This window comes from Paenibacillus aquistagni (assembly GCF_900177815.1).
In the GTDB taxonomy this organism is placed as follows: Bacteria; Bacillota; Bacilli; order Paenibacillales; family Paenibacillaceae; genus Paenibacillus_B; species Paenibacillus_B aquistagni.
The window spans coordinates 1167592-1186854 of the sequence record NZ_FXAZ01000001.1 but is presented as its reverse complement, the minus strand read 5'-3'; the positions used below and the strand labels follow the sequence as shown (position 1 = coordinate 1186854).

The following is a 19263-nucleotide window of genomic DNA, read 5'->3' as shown; positions in this document are numbered from 1 at the left end:
TGAGTAAGATCTTTAATGAGGCTTTTATGATATAAGCTTAGTGATTGCATCTATTCAACCATCCACCTATTGCAAGGGATCAGATGGAGAATGATCTTCTTTTCGGACAACTTCAGTAAATAATGGAGCCGAACTTGTTCTCTTCGTGCCTTGCAATGTGTGGTCGTTGAGCTTAGCATCGATAAGCTTAATCAGTTCATGTATATCTTTCTTTGTAGCGGGCTGCATATCAGGCTTAAGTGAATAACCTAATTGTCCATTAACTTCCAGCACGGCCCATTCGACATCCCCAATATTCGCTATGCCATGCTGACGCAGGCGCGTTTCTAATTTATCAACGGAAAGTCTAAGTTTCCTTAGATTTTGTACATGAATCGTCCCATTCTCAATAACTGAAACAGCCTTGCCAGAGATGAGGGATTCTAGACGATCTGATTTGAGCTGAATGATACCCGTTATAAGCAGAGCGATAACTAATACTGCAGCCACACCAAAGGTGGTCCACAGCCCTCTTCCTGTAACAGGCTGTATCAGCAAGGTTCCAATGGCGATCATGATTACTGTTTCGGGTATGGTCATTTGTGAAATCGATTTTCGGCCGCTCACTCGCAGAAGCGCAACACCAGCGATGTAGATTAAAATGGTTTGTCCGATTAAGCTCCAGTTCATTGTGATAGTCCTTTCAGGTAATAGCTGCATAACAAACTAATACGTTAAACAGCAAATTGTATTATGTGCCAATTAACGTTATGTAATACACTATCTTACCTCGCACAACGGACTCCTGCACAATAAGCTTCAGTCGGCTTTTCCATGTGCATCGCAACATGCCCTTACACCCGATAAAAGATCGATTCTCCTGATAGGTATGGCAGGCAATATTCCGTACACAACTTGGGCAGTCTCTCTTGCATCCATTCATACATCTTCTCATTTCCCATGTGGAAAGCGTAGAAACCAATGATGGAGATGAGCATCATGCCTTCAAGCAATATGCGTTCTTCGTCTTGCGGACGTGAACATCCATAAACGCCTTCGAGAAATACGTTTCTTAATGCAGGGGGAACCATGAGCGCTCCCATTGCTACATCTGTACTGTAATAGCCAGACCCAAAAAAGCCGTAATCGATAAAGCTAAGTGTGCCTGTCGTGGTCATGATGACATTTCCCATGCCTAGATCACCATGAATCATCCCCCATGTTTCTCTTGTTTTACCGATCTGCTTCAGTCGAGCATTTATGAGCTGTATGCATTGTTCTATTGTGGTTACATCAGACTCTTGGAATAATCCAAGCTCAGCCCCTGTCTTGATCGCTGCAATAAGACTTTCGTTATACTCGATATCTTGGGATGGTCGATGCTTCATTCCGTGTGATTCATAATCACGGAAGAAGTCATGCAGTTCGGCAATTTGCGAACCTAGCTGCCGAACTAGGTCGCGTTCCTCCATATCTTCCTTACGAAGGTCTCTTCCGTCCAACCAGGTTAATAGCGAACAATGGATAGGGCTGCCTTCATCCGTAATGGTCGTAATCCATTGGCCTTCATAATTGCGAAGCGGCGTCTGATATGCAGGCATTCTGCCGTGCTTTTTCTGAGCATCCAACATGTTCAGTTCTTCCAGCAAGCCATAATAGGTATGCTGCAGGCCAGTCATGCCTTCCTTGAAAGGCTGATGGATTCGAAGCAAGAAGGACTGGCCATCGGCATCTGTTACCTTGTAAGTTCTATTTTCATTATGTCGAATAAAGGAAATGGTCGGTGAATGCACATTATACTGACTGAGAATCTCTACTAACATTTCTTCTGTCATGAAATACTCCCTTTAGAAGCGGTTTTCTCTTACCACGAATGCAATAGTTTCCTTGAATCGCTAATCGATAAGCATGGATAGACTTATCCCCCATATAGCAAAGAGAAGTGAAGATCATGACCGGACTGCTTCAAATAATTGTAAAGCTGGGATCGATGGTGATAGGAATGGGTGACTATCTCGATCAACCATTTGATCTGGAGCGTGCTGTGTTCGAGATAAAACGCTTTTGTCGCCTTATGCAGCAGTTCGTCTTCCGTTAGGCCAAGCATATAGTTACGAAGAACCTCATAATTGGATCGGTATTGTACAGCCATGTCATGAGGATTCTTTAGATGAACATACCGTTCCTCAACCTCCACGACTTCCTCCTGGGATCGCTCCTGCAGGATGGCAAGGTCGGTTATGGGAATTGAGATTAGATGATGAACCAGTTCAAACAAGCTGCGCATATTCTCTGTCGGTCGATAGCTCCACTCCTCCTCTGCTACCTTCGTAAGCAGCGTCTCAACGGTTCGAACGCACAGCTCTAATTCCTCAAGCAAATGCTCGCGAATCTGGGATACTCCATTCATCATGTTTGCTCCTTTCAAATATCTAGTTCATTCGATTTGTCTTACTTATTGTCCGAGCGTACCTGATACCGCTCACATAACTGCTGAGAAAGGTTGAATATCTCTGTTCGCAAGGCATCTGGTGTTACCACATGTGCATCAATCCCAAGCCCAAAGAAGAACCGAATCGCCCATCTCCAATCGGATTCTGGACAATCAAACTCCACCTCCCATTGCTCCTCACCCACTAACTGCACGTTTTCTCCAAAATGAGGATCCTGCTCAACCAGCAGCATGCCTCTATAGGTTAATAAGGCCTTGATCCGTATCGAGGTCTGGCTGTTCCTCGCTGCTTGCAATGTTGTATCTGCCTTAGGAGGATAGTCTTGAGCTTGGGCGGGTTGCAGTTCTTCAAATCGATCCGCTCGAAAAATTCGTACTTCGCCATGCAAAGAAGAGTATGCTTCGCAATACCAGAAGCCATGCTCGGCATATACTTTCCTCGGATGCAAGACGAGCCAGCGGTGGTGCTTCTCTGAACGGTAAAGTCCATTCATCCACTCCGCTCGTGCACAGTAGTCCAGAAGTTCATTTAACAACGGAGCCTTATACGAGCGCTTAGGCACTTCAACATGCATAACATCAAGTAGTGGCTCCACCTGCTTGAGTGCGTCGCTCGGCAGAATGTCCCGAAGCTTGTCCATGACGGTCCAACGCTCTTCGTTAAAAGGGGTGTCTGCATACGCTGTCAGGGACTGAAGAGCTACAAGGACGGTTAACACTTCTTGCACATCAAGCTGCAGGGGAGGAAGCCGGTAGCTCTCCGCCAAGCGGTAGCCTCCTGCTGCCCCCGCTTCTGCATACACGGGCACACCAATCTCAGCAAGTGTCTGCATATCACGCATAATCGTTCGCTTGGACACCTCAAGCTGATCGGCAAGCATTTGCGCAGAGGCATTGCGCTGCTGCAATGCGATCACAATCGCAATCAAGCGATCCATTCGTCTCACTTTCGAACGCTCCTCCCTTCGCTCATTGAACATGATGCCATCTGAGCATTATAATAGCACACCAATAGTGACACCTTGTGTGTCACTATTCAGATGCGCGCTAAAAAATATTTCAAAGAATATATGTATAGTGAATTTTTTCGCTTGCATCCAAATATAGAAATATGGATATAAATAAGTTCCAAGGTACGAAGGAGAGTCCCTCGCAAATCTTTTTGGAACGGATCTGAAAGGTGCTCGCATCGAAAAGCATACAGTCTTGCAGCAGACACAGCTTAAGCTGATCAGCGCGGTAAAGGCATTGGATCAGATCCAATGCCTTTGCCTGTTTTGTAGAACGTTTTATTTCGCTTCGTAGTGCATTTGGACAAATTGTCCATAGCGCTTCGTTTCTTTTAATACCAGATGAATTTCTGGATTGTTCACGAGGAACAAAGGAACGCCAGATCCTAAGATATGCGGTGTTATGGTGATGATGTACTCATCAATCAGCCGTGCTTTCATAAATGCATCAAGAATGGCTGCGCCTCCTGCAACCCAAATATTCGAACCTTCTTCTTGCTGCAGCTTATGCGTAAAAGACACGACATCCTCATTAACAAACGCCACATGCTCATTGGTCCCTTTCTCACTATTTGAATATACATAGCATGTCTTATCTGGATAAGGAAATGAGTCGGTATGTTCCATCACATAATCATAGGTTCTCTTGCCCATGATGACCGTATCGATTCGTTCATACATCTCCATATACCCGTTATCGCCCTCGCCTTCAGTATGAAGCAGCCACTCCAAATCATCCCCTTCCTTGGCGATGTATCCGTCTAGACTAGCAGCAATAAAAAGAATAAGCTTGCGCGCCATGATCATCTCCCCTTTGCCTTTGTTATGGTGTAACCTTGCTCTTCGTTTGACATCTTCATCTTACACAAGAAACAAGACAATTCCTGACGTCATTAACGTTCCTTTTCGTTATTATGGCTATGCTTGATCTCTATAAAGAATAAAGCGTTGGAAGACGCCCAACGCTTAATAAAATAACAACTATGCCGTGGATTGACCGGCCATTTATAGCTAAGCAATTAACGATTGCGATTCACGAAAAAGTCCAGCAGATGGCTTAGAAAGGTAACAGGGCGAGGCAATCCTTCCAGCGCTTCCACTGCCAGACAATAATGCTCCCACATTGCTTTGCGAGCGCCATCCTGACCAAGGATAGATACAAAGTTGGAATTATTGTTCTCTTCATCTTGGCCGACTGGTTTGCCTAACGTATGCATGTCCCCCTCCTTGTCCAGCAGATCATCCTTGATCTGAAAGGCGATCCCAGCATGATACGCATATTTCTTCAGCGCATCAAGCTCTGAGTCCGGCACTTGGGCAAGAATCGCAGGCATGATAAGCGAGGCTTCGAATGCGATCCCGGTCTTGTAGAAGCAGACCATATTAAGCTCTTCCAAGGTCAGCTGTTGTCCTTTGGAGCGGATATCCATTGCCTGCCCCATGCACATCTCTTCTGTCTTCTCAGCAGAGTACTGCATCAGTGCAAGCACCGCCTTTGGATCAAAGTCATGAAGCGAGGACTGCTCCTTAATCGCGCGCTGGATTAAGAGCAGGCCAGTAAGCTCTGCTGTAGCGACGTTATGCACTTCATGCAGGGTTGGACGGCCTCTTCGAGTGGAGGCATTGTCCTGGGATGGAAGATCATCGAAGATCAACGATGCGGTATGCATATATTCAATGGATCGCAGGAGCGGATATATTCGATGTGCTTCAAGCCCATATTCCTCTACGCCCATGATCCAGCTTACGATGGGTCTGATTCGCTTCCCATCGCCTTCCAAGCTGTAATTCGCTGCATCAATAAGCGGCTCCTTCATGGGTGCAATCCCACTCTCTTTCTCAATAGGCAGGATGTTGTTGATCTCCGCTCGAAGCCCATTCACCTTAGCGATAAATTCGTTCTTGCCTGCACGATCACTTCTTAGCACCTGAATGAGCTGATCTCGCAGCAGCTTATCGAAGAAATCCACATCATCGGCCTTCTGCACCATTAGCTGCACGAATTCGTTAAATGGGGTCATCCTGCTCGTGAACAGCGCCATGACTTCTTCATATTTCCTGGCTCCGAGCCGTTCCTTGCAGCGCTTGAGTCCATTAATGGCACGATCTAATATGACTTCGCGTGTTGTCGCATCTGAGTGGTGAATATGATGTATCAGATGTGAGATAACCGCCCAATAGCACTCAAAAGGATTGATAAGATCAGGTCGTTCTTCGTGATAGGTTAAATAATACGTGTAAGGCGTCACTGCGCCATTCTCCAGATCTTCGAACATATCTGCGAAGTCATCTGCCAGCTGATTGTAAATGCCGTAGTAGAACGTTCGATGATCGAATGCCTCGTCTAGTGGAGCGCCAATGACAGAACGCACAATCAACCGTGATGAGGAAGACTTGATGATAACGGGAATGTAGAGCTCTTCATTCGTGTATGTGCTGCAGCCAAGATCCTTCGCTCGGTCGATCTCCTGAGATTGGAAGAACACATAGGACTGCTCAAAGAAGGTCTCCACCGTGTCCTGAGCTTGATAGTTCTTCATGTATTCAAAAGCCTCGCTCAACTCAGCATGCACATACCGTATCCATTGCAAGCCGATGTTCCCGAGCTTCCCCAACGGAGGCACCTTCCGAGTAAGCAGCGCTTCTCGAATCATGGCGGAATACTGCTGCTTTTCCTGCTCGTTAAGCGCGCTGGAATCAAGCAGGTCGTCAATAAAGGGATAGGTCAGTCCATATGCGTATCCCAAATGAATGGCTTCACTAAGCTTCTGCGCACGTTCTTCATAGCTGATATCCGGTTCCATCTCTTCGAAGACATGAATCACAACGCCAAGGATGATCTTCAATAGCTTGCGTTCCGCATGCTCAGCATTCAATTCCTTGGGCAGGTTCATTCCTACCTGCTTCAACTTATCAATAAGCCAGATTACCGCGGACTCGATGCCTAATTTTTGGGCTCTGCGATAGATCCAACCAAGGCTTAATGCATCTGATTGTGATACATTTTGACGTGTTGACGCCTTTAGGTGCCGCTTGACATCTGCAACCACGCTGCTAATTCGACTTCGTGTTGCAGGCGAATCCAAAGATTTGCCTAGATCCCTCATATAAATATAAGATACACTGCGATCCAAATAATCATCGAGCTTGCCCATGTAGTCAAGCCATTGAATGGTCCGCTCATAGTCCTTGGAATCCGGGCGCTTCTTCTTTCTTGAGAACAGGCTTAACAAGGAGCGATGAGGGAGATGCTTCTTTTTCCACTGGTGAATATCGTCGGTTAGGACGGGAATGAAGCTATGTTCCAAGACCTGCTTATGAAGGATTGAGAAATACGCAGCTGCTCTTCGCTCTGCTCGTGCATAGCTTGTTTCAACCTGATCTGTCATTTGCAAAACGTTCATGTGGCGCTTTCCCTCTTTTGTATTAGAATTGGTTATATACAACCCCACGGAATGTCCAACGTATGATGGGGTATTTACTTGCAGCAACAACTTTATGGAACTAAATTCATACCTATATACGAGAAAGCAAGGTTAACGTTACATTTTTCAATATGTATTTGACTGATTCTATCTTGAAGAACCCTTAATATGAACGGAAAACATTACTTACCAGCAATCGAACCCTTATTTTTTTAGGATTTAGGTTGTGATATTCGAATTAGGTTACTATAATAGTGGTAACTATTTTGTTTTTGGAAGGATGGTATGGTTTGAACTTTCGTGTATACTTACTTGCCTTTTCAGCTTTCGTTGTCGGGACAGTGGAGCTGATTGTTGGAGGCATTCTTGATCTAATCGCTTCAGATTTGAATATATCGGTAAGTGCCGCAGGGTATTTTATAACGATCTTTTCTATTGCTTTTGCGATATCCGCCCCGATTCTCATGAATGTGACCGCTAGATTGGAACGCAAAAAACTGTACTTGTTAGCCCTTGCATTCTTTGTCGTAGCCAATCTGATTGTAGCGTTTAGTTCAAGCTACAATCTTACGCTTGCAGCTCGAGCTCTGTCTGCCATGAGCGGAGCCGTAATCATCGTGTTATCCATATCCCTTGCATCTCAGCTCGTCCCAGAATCTCACCGCGGCAGAGCGATAGGCATTATTTATATGGGCATCAGCGGTTCATTAGTACTTGGCGTGCCGATTGGCATGGTGATTGGCAATGCTTACGGCTGGAGAGCGCCTTTTATCTTGATTGCTGCACTCAGCATCGTAGCCATGATCGCTAATGCATGGCTTCTCAAGCGCACCGCCCCAAGCCCTGTCATGCCATTTAAAAAACAGCTGTCTTCACTGTGCACAAGCAAGATCATTAGCGGACAATTGATCTCTTATTTGATGCTTACGGGACACTTGACTCTATATGCGTATTTAACGCCGTACATTCATGCAAACTTCGAAATCAGTCCATCACTGATGAGTATTGTGTATTTCCTCTTTGGGATCACAGCTGTTGCAGGAGGCGGTCTCGGAGGTTTGTTAGCTGACAAGTGGGGACCAACCAAAACTATACTATTGGTGCTGGTATGCTTCTCAGGTTCTTTGTTCATGATGACGCTGGCGTCACAGGCTTCCATCTATGTATTCATCGCTGCAATGATGATCTGGGGTGGACTGAGTTGGGCGCTGTCCCCTGCTCAGCAATCCTATCTAATTAAGCAGGCTCCTGAGACGATAGATATTCAGCTTAGCTTGAACAATTCGATCATGCACCTTGGAATCGCTACAGGCTCCTTTATTGGCGGAAAGGTGATCGAGAGCAGTTCTGTCGCGAATACGCCATGGGTTGGCGGTCTTATTGCCTTATTGGGACTTGGTGCAGCGATCTTCTCAATCAGTCGAAAGCCATCCCGTGCTGATGTGCCTCCCATGCAGGCTTCATCAGTTGCAGCAGCAGAATGATGAACGTTACTACCCATCATGAGCACTTATATTTATGACATTAATATTTAATATGAATAAAGACCACGTCGGAAGCAAGGCAATGCTCCATCGTGGTCTTTTCTTTGCTCGAATTTGGATATGGCTATGTTTCGAATTAATAACGCAAACGCATGAGCAGTGCTTTCATGTCACTGTCCTGCATTAATTCCTTGGCGTACTTCTTCGAGATGGCGGCAAGCGCGACATCATGGTAAAAGAATTCGATAAAGAACTTTACAAACGGCTGGGCCATCGTGCGCATCGCCTGCCAATTGCCTTCTTCCATACCGGCAAAGAGCACTTGGCTGCCATCTGTGATGATCAGCTTAAACTGCTCCAGAATCATCTCATGCCCTTCAGATGGCTCAAGAATATTAATATGGGATAGCGCTACTCCAGCAGGCGTCCCTCCAGTAACCAACACTTCTACTTCTAAACCCTGCTTCTCTTTTTCCTCAAGGAGCGGTGCAATGTCCATGAATTCATCGATCCACATAGACAATACAATGGATTCCTTCGCTTCTTCTATCAACTCTCGAAAATACGCCTTGATCGAGCTCTCCGTCTTCAAGCTCCAAACTTGATCATCAGCATAGACTTTCTTTTCTCCAGCCCTCCTCAGGTTCTCGATATCCTGTTCGAATTCGTGCGTCAGCTTATCGATCACGATCTGCATCGGGATTGCGATGTACGTTCTTTTCTTTCCTGATACGGCATCTGAAACGATCCCTTTCTCCACTAATCGTGCGATGACTTCATAAATCTTGGCCTTAGGCACACCTGAATATTTGACAATTGAGGCTGCATCCAAAGGCTCAGCATGTGTCACAAGTGCCTCATACACTTTGCTTTCATATTGAGAATATCCAAATTTCTGCAGCATGTCGCCCCTCCGTCTTCAATGGTCCTTGCGGTATAGATCTCGGCTCTTATAGCCTGCCTTCAGGATCATTTTCATTTCCTCTCGCCGCCTTTCCTTTGTTGATTCCTGCTTCGCGCTATATACATAACGAGCCCAATCCTTACGATAGCCCGGCGTTAACGATTCATATACAGCAAGTAGTTCAGGAGCATGCTTCAGATCCTCTTCAATGCTTGGAATCTTGTCCATATAATCATCCACACACTGACTTGGTGCAGTAATTGTCTTTTGTTTGCCTTTTGAATCTTCTTTGAAGCCAACGACGGTAAATACTTCATCAAGTCCAACCATTCTCGCAAACTTGATATTGCTGTTCTTGATGTAACCATTCTCATCGCTGCCAAGACCAGGCAGAAGATCATCTCTATGAATGAAGCTTGAATAAACCTTGTTACCCTTCTTCGGATATGCGGCAAAAAGATACCCGTTATTCAGTAAGCATCCTTGTTCGATCACATTATTGACGAGAGTTTTTAATGACTCCATATCCAGAACAAAAGCAAAGATTAGCTCATAGGCTTCCTTCTCAAAAGCGATGTCATACTCGTTCAACTCGTTGAAATAGCTCGTACCCTCAGGTTGGTGCAAGATAAGGACAGGCTTGTATTTCTGGAGATTCAGCTTTTCTACAATCGTTTTTGCCAATTGCGATCATCCTTTTTATATCTACTAGAATTTGTTATTTAAGTTAGGTCCATTGCGTGAGTAACGCGATTGCGCCCCATCTCCTTAGACAGGTATAGCGCTTTGTCCGCTTTTTTCAACAAGCTCGTACTCGTGTCATCCTGCGTGTATGTGGCTATCCCTATGCTTACGGTAATGCTTGCCGTCTCCCAGATGGAACAAGCCACAATATGGCGGAGATTTTCCGCCATTTCTGTTGATTCATCACGATCTACTTGAGGCAGAAGCAGAACAAATTCTTCTCCTCCGTACCGAGCTGCTATATCCTCTTTTCGAGCCTGAGACTTCAATATGCTGCCCAGTCGCTCTAATACATCATCCCCAATTTGGTGACCATATGTATCATTTACACGCTTAAAATGATCAATGTCAAGAATGAACAGCGAAAATGGCTGATGATCAACAGGATAGCCTTGGATTAATCCATCTAATGCTTCTTGAAAATATCTTCGATTTTTTAATCCGGTAAGCTTGTCTGTATGGGACATTTCCAGCAATAGAGCATTCATCTCCAGCAGTTCGGCTTGTTTCTTCTCAATCTCCGCATGCAGAGTTACCAGCTTGGCAAGGGCTGTTTCCTTTTCCTTGTACGCTTCCTCCATTTGATGTTTAGCAGCGCGAAGTTCATGTTCATAGTCGACCCGGCGCCCCATCTGCATCAAGATACAGTCAAATACCTCTACCCCGTCGCGTTCTAAGCGCCTGCCGTTTAATAAATACGGAATAGAGTTGCCACTGCAATCCTTGAGGCTTATAAAGAGCTCATCTACATGTCCATTCAGATGAATAAAAGGGTAAAAATAGGAGTGAAAAATCAGCTTGTTCGCCGTCGACATGAACGACTCGATATGCTTGTCCAGCACATCGATTAACGGATACCCTAATTCCATTAGAAAGGTGTGATTCACTTCCTGAATAAATCCCTCGTGAGTCATGGCGATGTATCCGCAGGGAGCATTATTTATACGATCATCCATTGAAGCCTGTCCTTTCCTAGCATGGTGCATCTAGATTTGCAGGTATTGCTGAATAAGCTGTACCGTCTCTTTCGGATGGCTGATATGCGGGTAGTGTCCCTTAGCCTCGATTACACTCAACGTACTGTTAGGTAAGTGGCGTTGCAAATACTGGCCCACTTCCAGAGGAACAATGCTGTCTTGTGAGCATTGCATAATTAATGTCGGTACAGAAGCCGATGCCAACTGCTCACGGTGATCGGAGAAGAAGGTCACTTCAGCGAACTGCTTAGCAATAACCGGATTTATGGCAATAAAGCTCTTTTTGAGCTCCTCTGTGAGACTGGGGGAATCAGGATCGTTTATAGCTATGGGAGCCATAAAGCTCGCCCATCCGGCATAATTCATCTCCATCATGTCAAGCAGCTCAAGAATATCGCTGCGCTCAAAGCCTCCAACATATCCATCTGCTTCATTCAAGTAGCAAGGAGATGGACCAATCATGATTAATTTTTCAAATCGATCAGGCTGTTTGATTGAAGCCAGCATGCCAATCATAGCACTAATGGAATGGCCAACAAACGTAATATTTGCTAAGTCGAGCTCCTCAATGATTTCTAACACATCCTGCACATAACCCTCAATTGAACCGTATCGCTCATGCGTATAAGCATGAATATCGGATCTGCCTGAACCAACATAATCAAAGAGCACGATGCGGTAATCCTTCTCGAACGAAGGCAGAATATATCTCCACATGCTTTGGTCACAGCCAAATCCGTGGGCAAACATGATGATGCGTTCACCCTCTCCTGTAATTGTCACATGATTCCTAGGTGCAATGTCTGTCATACCGGCATACTCCTTTTCTGCTACCCATTTCCTCTATTTTGATGAACATATCTGTAAAATTCAAGTAGCATTCCATGAGCGCTCTCGTGAATACTTTTCTCATTCACATTGAAAAAGGGAATCCCTCGCCAACATCATGTTGGCCTGGTATCCCCAAACTTAACAATTTGATTTTCTATTCGTGCGTATTCGGGTTCATGTAGAAAAGAAATGATAAGAGCCCTGCCAAGCGATGGAGTGGCGCCGCTTCAAGTGCGCTTCTTTGTTGTATACCTGTAAAAAGTAGGATTTACCGTATTCTTGAGTAAAGGCAATTGGCTGATCATCAGCTAAAAAGTCCAACCGTCCAAGTCCATATTCTCGGTCTAAGGAGACAAGCAGATTATGTGTGGTTCCGTTCTGAATCGCAGATCGAAGCCAGTATTGATCCACGCCTGGATGAGCGGCTTTTGACCCTGAATCACTATACTTGGATGCTTCATGCTGAGCGACTTCCGTATTGCCGGCAAAGTACCGGATGTCTTGATTCCATGCTCCATTAACAGATTGCAGACCGTAATAGCGATACAAGGTGATGTCTTCTAGAGGAGTGACCTTAACATGCACATCGACCTTGCCCCCTTCGATTACATACGTAATGGCTTCTTGAAGAATCTCACGCCCGCTGCCATCCGCTTCTTTTGTATTAAAGCCTTGAATTCGATTCACAACTTGTATCTTGATGCGCTTTGCAGAAGCAATTTTTTTGCCTTTAAGCTTTTTGCCATCAACCCGTATGTCATAGCGAAGTGTCCTTCCCGTAACAGAGCCGTTCACGCTGCCATCGTAGTTATGGTTGCCCCCGGTAAATTCCTGCCCTTTGCCGTTTCCATGCTGGTCCGCACCAACGATATAGGGCCCGATCCAATCGGAGATATCCGGCATCAGCATCACCGAGGAACGATCCAGATCCGAACTCACACCTGGCTTAGTATTTGGGCTTAAGCGCCATTCCTTCATCCCATATAGAGCATTTGCGCCTGCAAAGTCAAAGATCATCCACATATCGTTGTCTGCGTTGTATTTGTGCGCAATTTTCAATTCACTTCCTTCTAGGCGCACGTATTGGATGTCACCTTGCTGTGAATCCTCCAGAATGGGATTATGAGATCCAGCATTGACTCGCGCTGACTTCTCGATCCCTGAAGATGAATGGGAGCTCCATGAGGATGATTGAATTGTGGAAACTGCTAATGTGACGGATGAAAAAAAGGAAGTCATGACTAAAGATGCTAAAGTAATTAAAGCGGCCCATGCTTTTACTCTGTTCTGCTGCATCAATGCATTCACATCCCTTAAATAGTATAAAACGCTTACAATCCACGTGCTGTACATCGAATCTCCAACATTCGTTACCCCGCTCTCCTCCTTTACTCTTCGAGATGGAATATATATCCTTAATTATAGTATCCAATTGGATAATAAATTCAATCTCATGCAAAAAAGACACTGTAATATGAATTACAGTGTCGTTAACCAATCATGTATTCAGGCAAGTACAGAAAATTAAGTTTATCAAATCAGAAGAATCTTTCATATGTGGAATCCAATACGAACGAAATCTTCAAGTTCCGCAGAACGTCCGATACGGACAGGCATTATCCGGAGGCAGCTCAGCATATGCTTCTTGTTCTTTCGAATAAGCAAAAGGATCTGCCAAAGCTTCTACCAGCTTCAGCATCACATGCAAATCCCCTGTCTCTGTTGCCGCTTCCAAGGCTTCTTCGACCCGATGATTGCGCGGGATGATAGCAGGATTGCGGCTTCGCATCAGCTGCTCAGATTCCTGCTTGGTTTGCGGTTGTCTTAGGAGTCTTGCTTGCCAGCTTGCATGCCAATCGTGGAATGCTCGGGTGTCATGCATAGCTAGCTCTTCCATTCTCCCGATTGTCAATGCCTTAAAGGTATTTGTATAGTCGGCTTGGTGCTCTTGCATCAGCTTCATAAGCGCTTCGATCAGCGCTTCATCTTCGACTTCCTCATTGAAGACGCCAAGCTTCGAGCGCATGCCCGTCAGCCAGTGCTGTTCATATTGGGTCATGAAGCGTGCAAGCTCTGCCTCCGCAAGCTTTATTGCTTGTTCTTCATCTTCATGCAGAAGCGGCAGCAGCGCTTCAGCCAAGCGAGCTAGATTCCATGCTCCGATGTAGGGCTGGTTGACATATGCATAGCGTCCTTGCAGGTCGATAGAACTGAACACGGTCTCAGGATCATAGATATCCATGAAGGCGCATGGTCCATAGTCAATCGTTTCTCCCGAGAGCGTCATATTGTCTGTGTTCATCACACCATGAATAAATCCAACCAGCTGCCACTGTGCTATCAGACTGGCTTGACGTTTGATGACCTCCTGCAAAAGCACCAAGTATGGCTGCTCATTCTTCGCTGCATCCGGATAATGACGATGAATCGTATAATCGGCTAGTGCACGAAGCTCATGGATCGTGCACCATTTGGACGCATATTGAAACGTCCCGACGCGAATATGGCTTGCAGCCACACGAGCTAGAACAGCTCCCTGCAGCTGTGCTTCCCGGGTAATATATTCCCCTGTCGTTACAACAGCAAGGCTTCGGGTCGTAGGGATTCGTAGGCCGTGCATGGCTTCACTGATGATGTATTCCCGCAGCATTGGTCCAAGTGCTGCTCGTCCATCGCCGCCGCGAGAGTAAGGCGTTCGACCCGAGCCTTTTAATTGAATATCAAAGCGATCTCCATCTGGAGTGAGCTGCTCGCCAAGTAGACAAGCACGGCCATCGCCAAGCATATTTAAATAGCCGAATTGATGTCCTGCGTACGCCTGAGCCAATGGAATGCTGCCGCGTGGAAGTGCGTTGCCACCGAAGATGGCTGCACCCTCCTTACTATCTAGCGACGCGCGATCAAGGCCTAGAAGCTCCGCTAGCTTGTGATTGAAGACGATGATCTCAGGGGATGGGACGGGTGAGGACTCGAGCTTCGTATAAAATGATTGCGGCAGTCTGGCATAGCTATTATCCAAGTTCCAGCCCGCTTCATTTATGGAATTATATGTTGTCATGGCATCTCCTTTTACAAGTTCATGAGTAGAATGTTATGTTCTCCATTTCCCTTTGGTTCCATTATCCTTTTATTATAACCCGTTCGGTGCTTAGTCACTATCCTTTCGTCAATGATGGATGTCACCACTATGGATTAATTTCATCTAACGAATCTTGGCCTTGAAGAATCTGATCTACCATGATACCGTTAACTCAACTTAAAAGAGTACATCATTCCTTTAATTATTCCCTCCTACATTAGCATGAATGATGCACCACCCATTAGACATGAAAAGGATGAATGCAAATGATGTTCTGTCAGCGTATAGCAATCATGATGCCCCCCTTTCCCTAGCTAGGCTTATATTCTTGCAGCAATAAAGGATATACGCTTGTAGGAGGGCGAATGAAAGATGAAAAAAGTAACCGTTCCATCGTTATGGTTGATGATTATGCTTGTTGCATTTCCACAGATCAGTGAAACGATCTTTACCCCATCTCTGCCTGACATCAGCGCAGCACTTGGGGTTACCAATAGTGCGGTACAGCTTACCCTAAGCATTTATTTTATTGGATTTGCGGTTGGCGTGTTCTGCTGGGGTTGGATCTCAGATTATATTGGGCGCAGACCGGCGATGCTTGGCGGATTGATCGTGTATGGACTTGGGAGTTTGCTGTGTTATTACTCCCCTACCCTAACGATGCTGCTGGCCAGTCGATTTATCCAAGCATTTGGCGCCGCAACAGGCTCCATCATTACACAGACGATTCTTAGAGAAAGTGTGTCCGGCAATAAGCGTCATGCGATGTTTGCTCAGATCTCTGCTGTGATTGCCTTTACCCCTGCTGTAGGACCTCTTATTGGCGGCTGGGTAGATCAAGTTCTTGGCTATCGCGCCGTATTTTTCACCCTTGTACTCATGAGCATCTGCTTGTTTGTGTATGCCTTCTTCCGGCTGCCAGAGACGACAAGTGTCTCCATGAGAAGCAAAGTAAAGATTGCGCCAATTGCCAGAAGAATGCTGCGCTCACCAAGGGTCATCGTTTTTGGTGTGCTTATTGGCGGCATTAACGGCGTTCTCTTCAGCTACTATGCAGAGGCGCCTTTCATCTTCATTGAGCATTTTGAGCTGCCGCCAGGCTTGTTTGGATGTTTAGGCATTGTTGTTGCATTAGCATCAATTGTTGGTGCGATGCTCTCCAAGCGGATGCTTACTCGATATCCCGCCGAGCGAATCATTCATATAGGCGGCTTGGTCATGACATTAGGCGCATTGCTGCTGACGACGATGAGCCTATCAATGGGGCTCCCGAAGTTTCCAGCTATGCTTAGCATGATCCTCGGCATCTTCGTCATCCTAATGGGTGCTGGCATTGCGCTCCCTAATTGCTTGAGCCTTGCTCTATCTTCTTTCCAAGATGTCGTAGGAACGGCTGGCGCGATATTCAGCCTAGGCTACTATCTGCTTGTAAGTCTTGCGACTTGGGGAATGAGTCAGCTTCATAATGGCTCGCTGATTACCATGCCACTCTACTTTCTCGCATTGAGCGGAGGGATGTGGCTGCTAAGTCGGCGCTACATTCTAGAAGAGTCATAGGCATAATGGGTGTTGTAAAAAAGAGTGTGTGCGCACATCAATGTGTTTCTTCAGCATGAACAATGATTAGCCTATTAACTTGCATAGGAGAATGGTAACGGGGCACAGGCGGAATAGAGATGAATCGCTTCCGCCTTACGTAAGAGCGAATAGCAGTCCTGCATCACGGAGATGCGGGACTGCTATTTTTACTCCAATTCGGACCCTAGACAGCAGCTTGCTGCGGGTTATCCCATCGCTGTCAGCAGCACAGCGCCTAGTGAAAAAGCGGATAATGGGCGACGTTACTATTCCGAGGAAGATTTGATCACATTAGAGAAGATCACTTTGCTTAAGTCATTGTCCCTGCCGCTTGAAGATATTCAACAGCTGCTGGATAAACTGTCGTATAAGCATATTCTAATCGCACATTATAATCATCTGCAGCAGCAGCTTGCAGCCCTTGAGACGAGCATCGCCAACACCACGTCTTTGATCAATATGATCGATCTTGAAGGCACTATTTCCTGGGAGCGGGTGTCTCATCTTGTGCAGCAAGCGAAGACTACAACATCATCATGGATGGATTACTTCGAAGACGATGAGCAGCAATTATTGCAGCAGATCCTCCCTCGGCTGAATCATCATGACAAGGCCACTCAAAAATACGTTTCCCTATTGCGTCAAATCGAGTGGTGCATTGAGCATTCCATTGCTCCAGAGTCAGAGGAAGGCGCTCGAATCGCTAACGAGCTTATCGCTCTAAGTGACGAGACGTTCAAAGGCGATGAAGAACTCATGAATAAATTCTGGGAAGTAAGAAAACGACCTTCAGAGGAAACAGGACTCTATCCTGTATCGGAAGAAGTGTTGGCATTCGTGGAGCGAAGCATGCTGTGTGTCACACAGCAGGATGGATGACATAACAATGTGAACTCGCTATAGAAGTCCTATTCGGTATGCATAGCAGCAGAAGAGCTATCCTTTTCATGATCCATTTTATTCAGGTAAAATGATAGAAGCCAGTACACAACTCTTGCAGAGCGTCTACTGGCTTCATGTTATGCAGACATCTTGCGGCATTCCTCTGCACATTGATGACAGATTTTTGCACACTCTTGACAGTGTGCGTCTTGGAACATTTCGCAGTGTTTAGCACAAGCTTCACATACTTCAGCGCACAAACGGCAAAGGGCCGGTGCAAAAGTACTGTTTGATGCCATATAATGAATCGCTAATGAACATATTTCAGCACAATCATTTAATGTACGGATACAGTTAATACGTGCTTGTACATCGGGTTCATTCAAACAGGCGGTCAAACATTCTTTGCAGGCTTGCAAACATGTGATGCAAATTTGTAGACATGCATTATTTGTATTTGGAGAAGTAGATAATACACTCACTTTATGTCACCTCCTTTTGACTTTTGTTAGTATGACGAAAGGAGGATTTAATATTCATAACCAGCATATGCATGATATGGACATGTCAGGCTGGAGTATATTTCATTACATGAATCTAGCTGCTCTACTTTGCTTTATAGGAGTTCATTATTCCTTTTCAACATGCGATACAGCACGAAGCTGCATAACGCTGCAATTGCAGCACAGAAGCCGATAAAGCCATAACCTGCCTGTAGCCCTCGAATCAATCCAGCTTCCGTATCTTCACCTGCGAGCATCTTTACCCATTCGATCACACCGCCAATAAGGTAGTTGCCGATGACACTGCCGATTCCCATTAAGGTAACCGTGAAAGTAATAGCCGTATCGCTGCCAGTCGGATATCGTTTCGCGATGAAAGCCATTACGGTTGGGTATACCATTGCAATGCCAATCCCCGCAGCAGCAAATAAAAAGGCGTAGGACTCCCCGCCTGCAATCGCCGCAAAGGTGCAGATCGCTGCAAAGCCTGAAAATACGATCAGCGATAAGACAAACCCCACTTTATCCGTAAGCGGTCCAAGAATTAGTCTTCCAAGAGCAAAGCATAAGAAGAATGCAGAAAGCATCCCTGACGCGCTCACGGTATCCCAGCCATATGCTTTTTCCAAAAAATTAACCAGCCAGCCCCCTACCGCTAATTCTGATACGACGCCAAAGGATAAGATGAGCACCATCATCCAGAGTACAGGATCACGCATAAGCTGCTTAAGTGGAATCCGGTGTTCAAGCGGCAGATCATCTCCTGGAAATGTGCTCTTGAGTGCAGCGAGAATAGGCAGCAGTGATAAGGCAAGCACCGCCATATACATGCCGCGCCAATCGAGCGTATGTCCAAACAACGTCACCTGCATGAGCCCTGTTGCCATAAGGGGAGCAACCGTCGAGCTTAATCCATAAAAGCCATGGGTGAGATTCATCATCATCCCCGTATTCTTGACAAAGATCCTTGCGCCTAGTATAGCAAGCGCAATCTCCAGCATCCCATTGCCGATATACATCAGGAAGTAGGAGGATGAGAACATGGGGTAGCTATGCGAATAATAAATCAATACTCCAGATGCGATCATCGAACTGAAGGCCATTACCGTGACAATCTTGATTCCAAAGATTCGTGTCAACGCATTCGTGAATGAACAGGCGATCAAATATCCTAATGCATTCAGTGACAGAAGGGTTCCGAGCTGAGATTCATTTAATTGAAAATCAAATTGAATTTTCGGTATCGCCGGCCCTTTTATATTTTCTGAGAATCCGAAAACGATAAAGCCTAAGAAGATGGTCGCGAGCTGCATCGCGTAAACCATCTTTTTATTACTAGCTTGCTTGTTCACTCTAGAAGCCTCCACTCCACGTTATCCCTTTCATAATTGCCTTCCATTCATGCATGTGCATGT

General features: G+C 45.6%; 17 protein-coding genes. 3 read left to right on the top strand and 14 right to left on the bottom strand.

Annotated features, from left to right (window positions below):
- Positions 1 to 66 precede the first annotated feature (66 nt).
- From B9Y93_RS05600 to B9Y93_RS05575, 6 genes are all read right to left on the bottom strand, one after another.
- Positions 67 to 669 carry a DUF421 domain-containing protein gene (locus B9Y93_RS05600; protein ID WP_085493331.1) on the bottom strand — a complete coding sequence of 201 codons (603 nt, stop codon included), beginning with the start codon at positions 667 to 669 and terminating at the stop codon, positions 67 to 69.
- Between the two features lie 164 nt (positions 670 to 833).
- On the bottom strand, positions 834 to 1814 hold the full coding sequence (locus B9Y93_RS05595) for a phosphotransferase enzyme family protein (RefSeq protein WP_085493330.1): 981 nt from the start codon (positions 1812 to 1814) through the stop codon (positions 834 to 836).
- Between the two features lie 83 nt (positions 1815 to 1897).
- On the bottom strand, positions 1898 to 2389 hold the full coding sequence (locus tag B9Y93_RS05590) for a DinB family protein (RefSeq protein ID WP_085493329.1): 492 nt from the start codon (positions 2387 to 2389) through the stop codon (positions 1898 to 1900).
- A gap of 41 nt (positions 2390 to 2430) precedes the next feature.
- On the bottom strand, positions 2431 to 3369 hold the full coding sequence (locus B9Y93_RS05585; RefSeq protein WP_085493328.1) for an HTH domain-containing protein: 939 nt from the start codon (positions 3367 to 3369) through the stop codon (positions 2431 to 2433).
- A 351-nt stretch (positions 3370 to 3720) separates the two neighbouring features.
- A complete protein-coding gene (locus B9Y93_RS05580) occupies positions 3721 to 4242 on the bottom strand; it encodes a dihydrofolate reductase family protein (protein WP_085493327.1) in 522 nt (173 codons plus the stop codon).
- Between the two features lie 218 nt (positions 4243 to 4460).
- A complete protein-coding gene (locus B9Y93_RS05575) occupies positions 4461 to 6845 on the bottom strand; it encodes a polyprenyl synthetase family protein (protein WP_085493326.1) in 2385 nt (794 codons plus the stop codon).
- Between the two features lie 311 nt (positions 6846 to 7156).
- Between B9Y93_RS05575 and B9Y93_RS05570 the strand changes: the two genes are divergently transcribed.
- The gene (locus tag B9Y93_RS05570) at positions 7157 to 8350 is read left to right on the top strand and encodes an MFS transporter (RefSeq protein WP_085493325.1); all 1194 of its coding nucleotides are present in this window, start codon (positions 7157 to 7159) and stop codon (positions 8348 to 8350) included.
- A gap of 136 nt (positions 8351 to 8486) precedes the next feature.
- Here B9Y93_RS05570 and B9Y93_RS05565 read toward each other — a convergent pair whose 3' ends face one another.
- The 6 genes from B9Y93_RS05565 to B9Y93_RS05540 form a co-directional block, all read right to left on the bottom strand.
- Positions 8487 to 9254, bottom strand: a complete 768-nt coding sequence (locus tag B9Y93_RS05565; RefSeq protein ID WP_085493324.1) for a TrmB family transcriptional regulator — start codon at positions 9252 to 9254, stop codon at positions 8487 to 8489.
- A 15-nt stretch (positions 9255 to 9269) separates the two neighbouring features.
- Complete coding sequence (locus tag B9Y93_RS05560; RefSeq protein WP_085493323.1) at positions 9270 to 9938, bottom strand: YdeI/OmpD-associated family protein; 669 nt, start codon at positions 9936 to 9938, stop codon at positions 9270 to 9272.
- A gap of 38 nt (positions 9939 to 9976) precedes the next feature.
- The gene (locus tag B9Y93_RS05555; RefSeq protein ID WP_085493322.1) at positions 9977 to 10954 is read right to left on the bottom strand and encodes a sensor domain-containing diguanylate cyclase; all 978 of its coding nucleotides are present in this window, start codon (positions 10952 to 10954) and stop codon (positions 9977 to 9979) included.
- Between the two features lie 30 nt (positions 10955 to 10984).
- Complete coding sequence (locus B9Y93_RS05550; RefSeq protein WP_085493321.1) at positions 10985 to 11785, bottom strand: alpha/beta fold hydrolase; 801 nt, start codon at positions 11783 to 11785, stop codon at positions 10985 to 10987.
- A gap of 195 nt (positions 11786 to 11980) precedes the next feature.
- Positions 11981 to 12865 carry a hypothetical protein gene (locus B9Y93_RS05545; protein ID WP_139829139.1) on the bottom strand — a complete coding sequence of 295 codons (885 nt, stop codon included), beginning with the start codon at positions 12863 to 12865 and terminating at the stop codon, positions 11981 to 11983.
- Between the two features lie 523 nt (positions 12866 to 13388).
- The gene (locus B9Y93_RS05540; protein WP_085493319.1) at positions 13389 to 14864 is read right to left on the bottom strand and encodes a protein adenylyltransferase SelO; all 1476 of its coding nucleotides are present in this window, start codon (positions 14862 to 14864) and stop codon (positions 13389 to 13391) included.
- 393 nt (positions 14865 to 15257) lie between these two features.
- On the opposite strand from B9Y93_RS05540, the gene B9Y93_RS05535 reads away from it, so the two are divergent.
- Together B9Y93_RS05535 and B9Y93_RS05530 are read left to right on the top strand one after the other, a co-directional pair.
- Positions 15258 to 16442, top strand: coding sequence for a multidrug effflux MFS transporter (locus B9Y93_RS05535; protein WP_085493318.1), 1185 nt, complete (start codon positions 15258 to 15260; stop codon positions 16440 to 16442).
- 171 nt (positions 16443 to 16613) lie between these two features.
- Positions 16614 to 17342 carry a MerR family transcriptional regulator gene (locus B9Y93_RS05530; RefSeq protein ID WP_085493317.1) on the top strand — a complete coding sequence of 243 codons (729 nt, stop codon included), beginning with the start codon at positions 16614 to 16616 and terminating at the stop codon, positions 17340 to 17342.
- Positions 17343 to 17482: 140 nt separating this feature from the next.
- On the opposite strand, the gene B9Y93_RS25285 is transcribed toward B9Y93_RS05530, so the two are convergent.
- Positions 17483 to 17827 (bottom strand): four-helix bundle copper-binding protein, encoded by a 345-nt coding sequence (locus B9Y93_RS25285; protein ID WP_085493316.1) that lies wholly within the window; start codon positions 17825 to 17827, stop codon positions 17483 to 17485.
- A gap of 134 nt (positions 17828 to 17961) precedes the next feature.
- Positions 17962 to 19200: an MFS transporter gene (locus tag B9Y93_RS05520; protein ID WP_425320330.1), complete on the bottom strand. Its 1239-nt coding sequence runs from the start codon at positions 19198 to 19200 to the stop codon at positions 17962 to 17964.
- Positions 19201 to 19263: the final 63 nt, after the last annotated feature.

What these genes read in the sequence shown, in the direction of transcription:
- B9Y93_RS05600 (WP_085493331.1), bottom strand. Translation starts at nt 669, where the DNA reads ATGAACTGGAGCTTAATCGGACAAACCATTTTAATCTACATCGCTGGT.
- B9Y93_RS05595 (WP_085493330.1), bottom strand. Translation starts at nt 1,814, where the DNA reads ATGACAGAAGAAATGTTAGTAGAGATTCTCAGTCAGTATAATGTGCAT.
- B9Y93_RS05590 (WP_085493329.1), bottom strand. Translation starts at nt 2,389, where the DNA reads ATGAATGGAGTATCCCAGATTCGCGAGCATTTGCTTGAGGAATTAGAG.
- B9Y93_RS05585 (WP_085493328.1), bottom strand. Translation starts at nt 3,369, where the DNA reads ATGGATCGCTTGATTGCGATTGTGATCGCATTGCAGCAGCGCAATGCC.
- B9Y93_RS05580 (WP_085493327.1), bottom strand. Translation starts at nt 4,242, where the DNA reads ATGGCGCGCAAGCTTATTCTTTTTATTGCTGCTAGTCTAGACGGATAC.
- B9Y93_RS05575 (WP_085493326.1), bottom strand. Translation starts at nt 6,845, where the DNA reads ATGAACGTTTTGCAAATGACAGATCAGGTTGAAACAAGCTATGCACGA.
- B9Y93_RS05565 (WP_085493324.1), bottom strand. Translation starts at nt 9,254, where the DNA reads ATGCTGCAGAAATTTGGATATTCTCAATATGAAAGCAAAGTGTATGAG.
- B9Y93_RS05555 (WP_085493322.1), bottom strand. Translation starts at nt 10,954, where the DNA reads ATGGATGATCGTATAAATAATGCTCCCTGCGGATACATCGCCATGACT.
- B9Y93_RS05550 (WP_085493321.1), bottom strand. Translation starts at nt 11,785, where the DNA reads ATGACAGACATTGCACCTAGGAATCATGTGACAATTACAGGAGAGGGT.
- B9Y93_RS05540 (WP_085493319.1), bottom strand. Translation starts at nt 14,864, where the DNA reads ATGACAACATATAATTCCATAAATGAAGCGGGCTGGAACTTGGATAAT.
- B9Y93_RS05535 (WP_085493318.1), top strand. Translation starts at nt 15,258, where the DNA reads ATGAAAAAAGTAACCGTTCCATCGTTATGGTTGATGATTATGCTTGTT.
- B9Y93_RS05530 (WP_085493317.1), top strand. Translation starts at nt 16,614, where the DNA reads ATGCGGGACTGCTATTTTTACTCCAATTCGGACCCTAGACAGCAGCTT.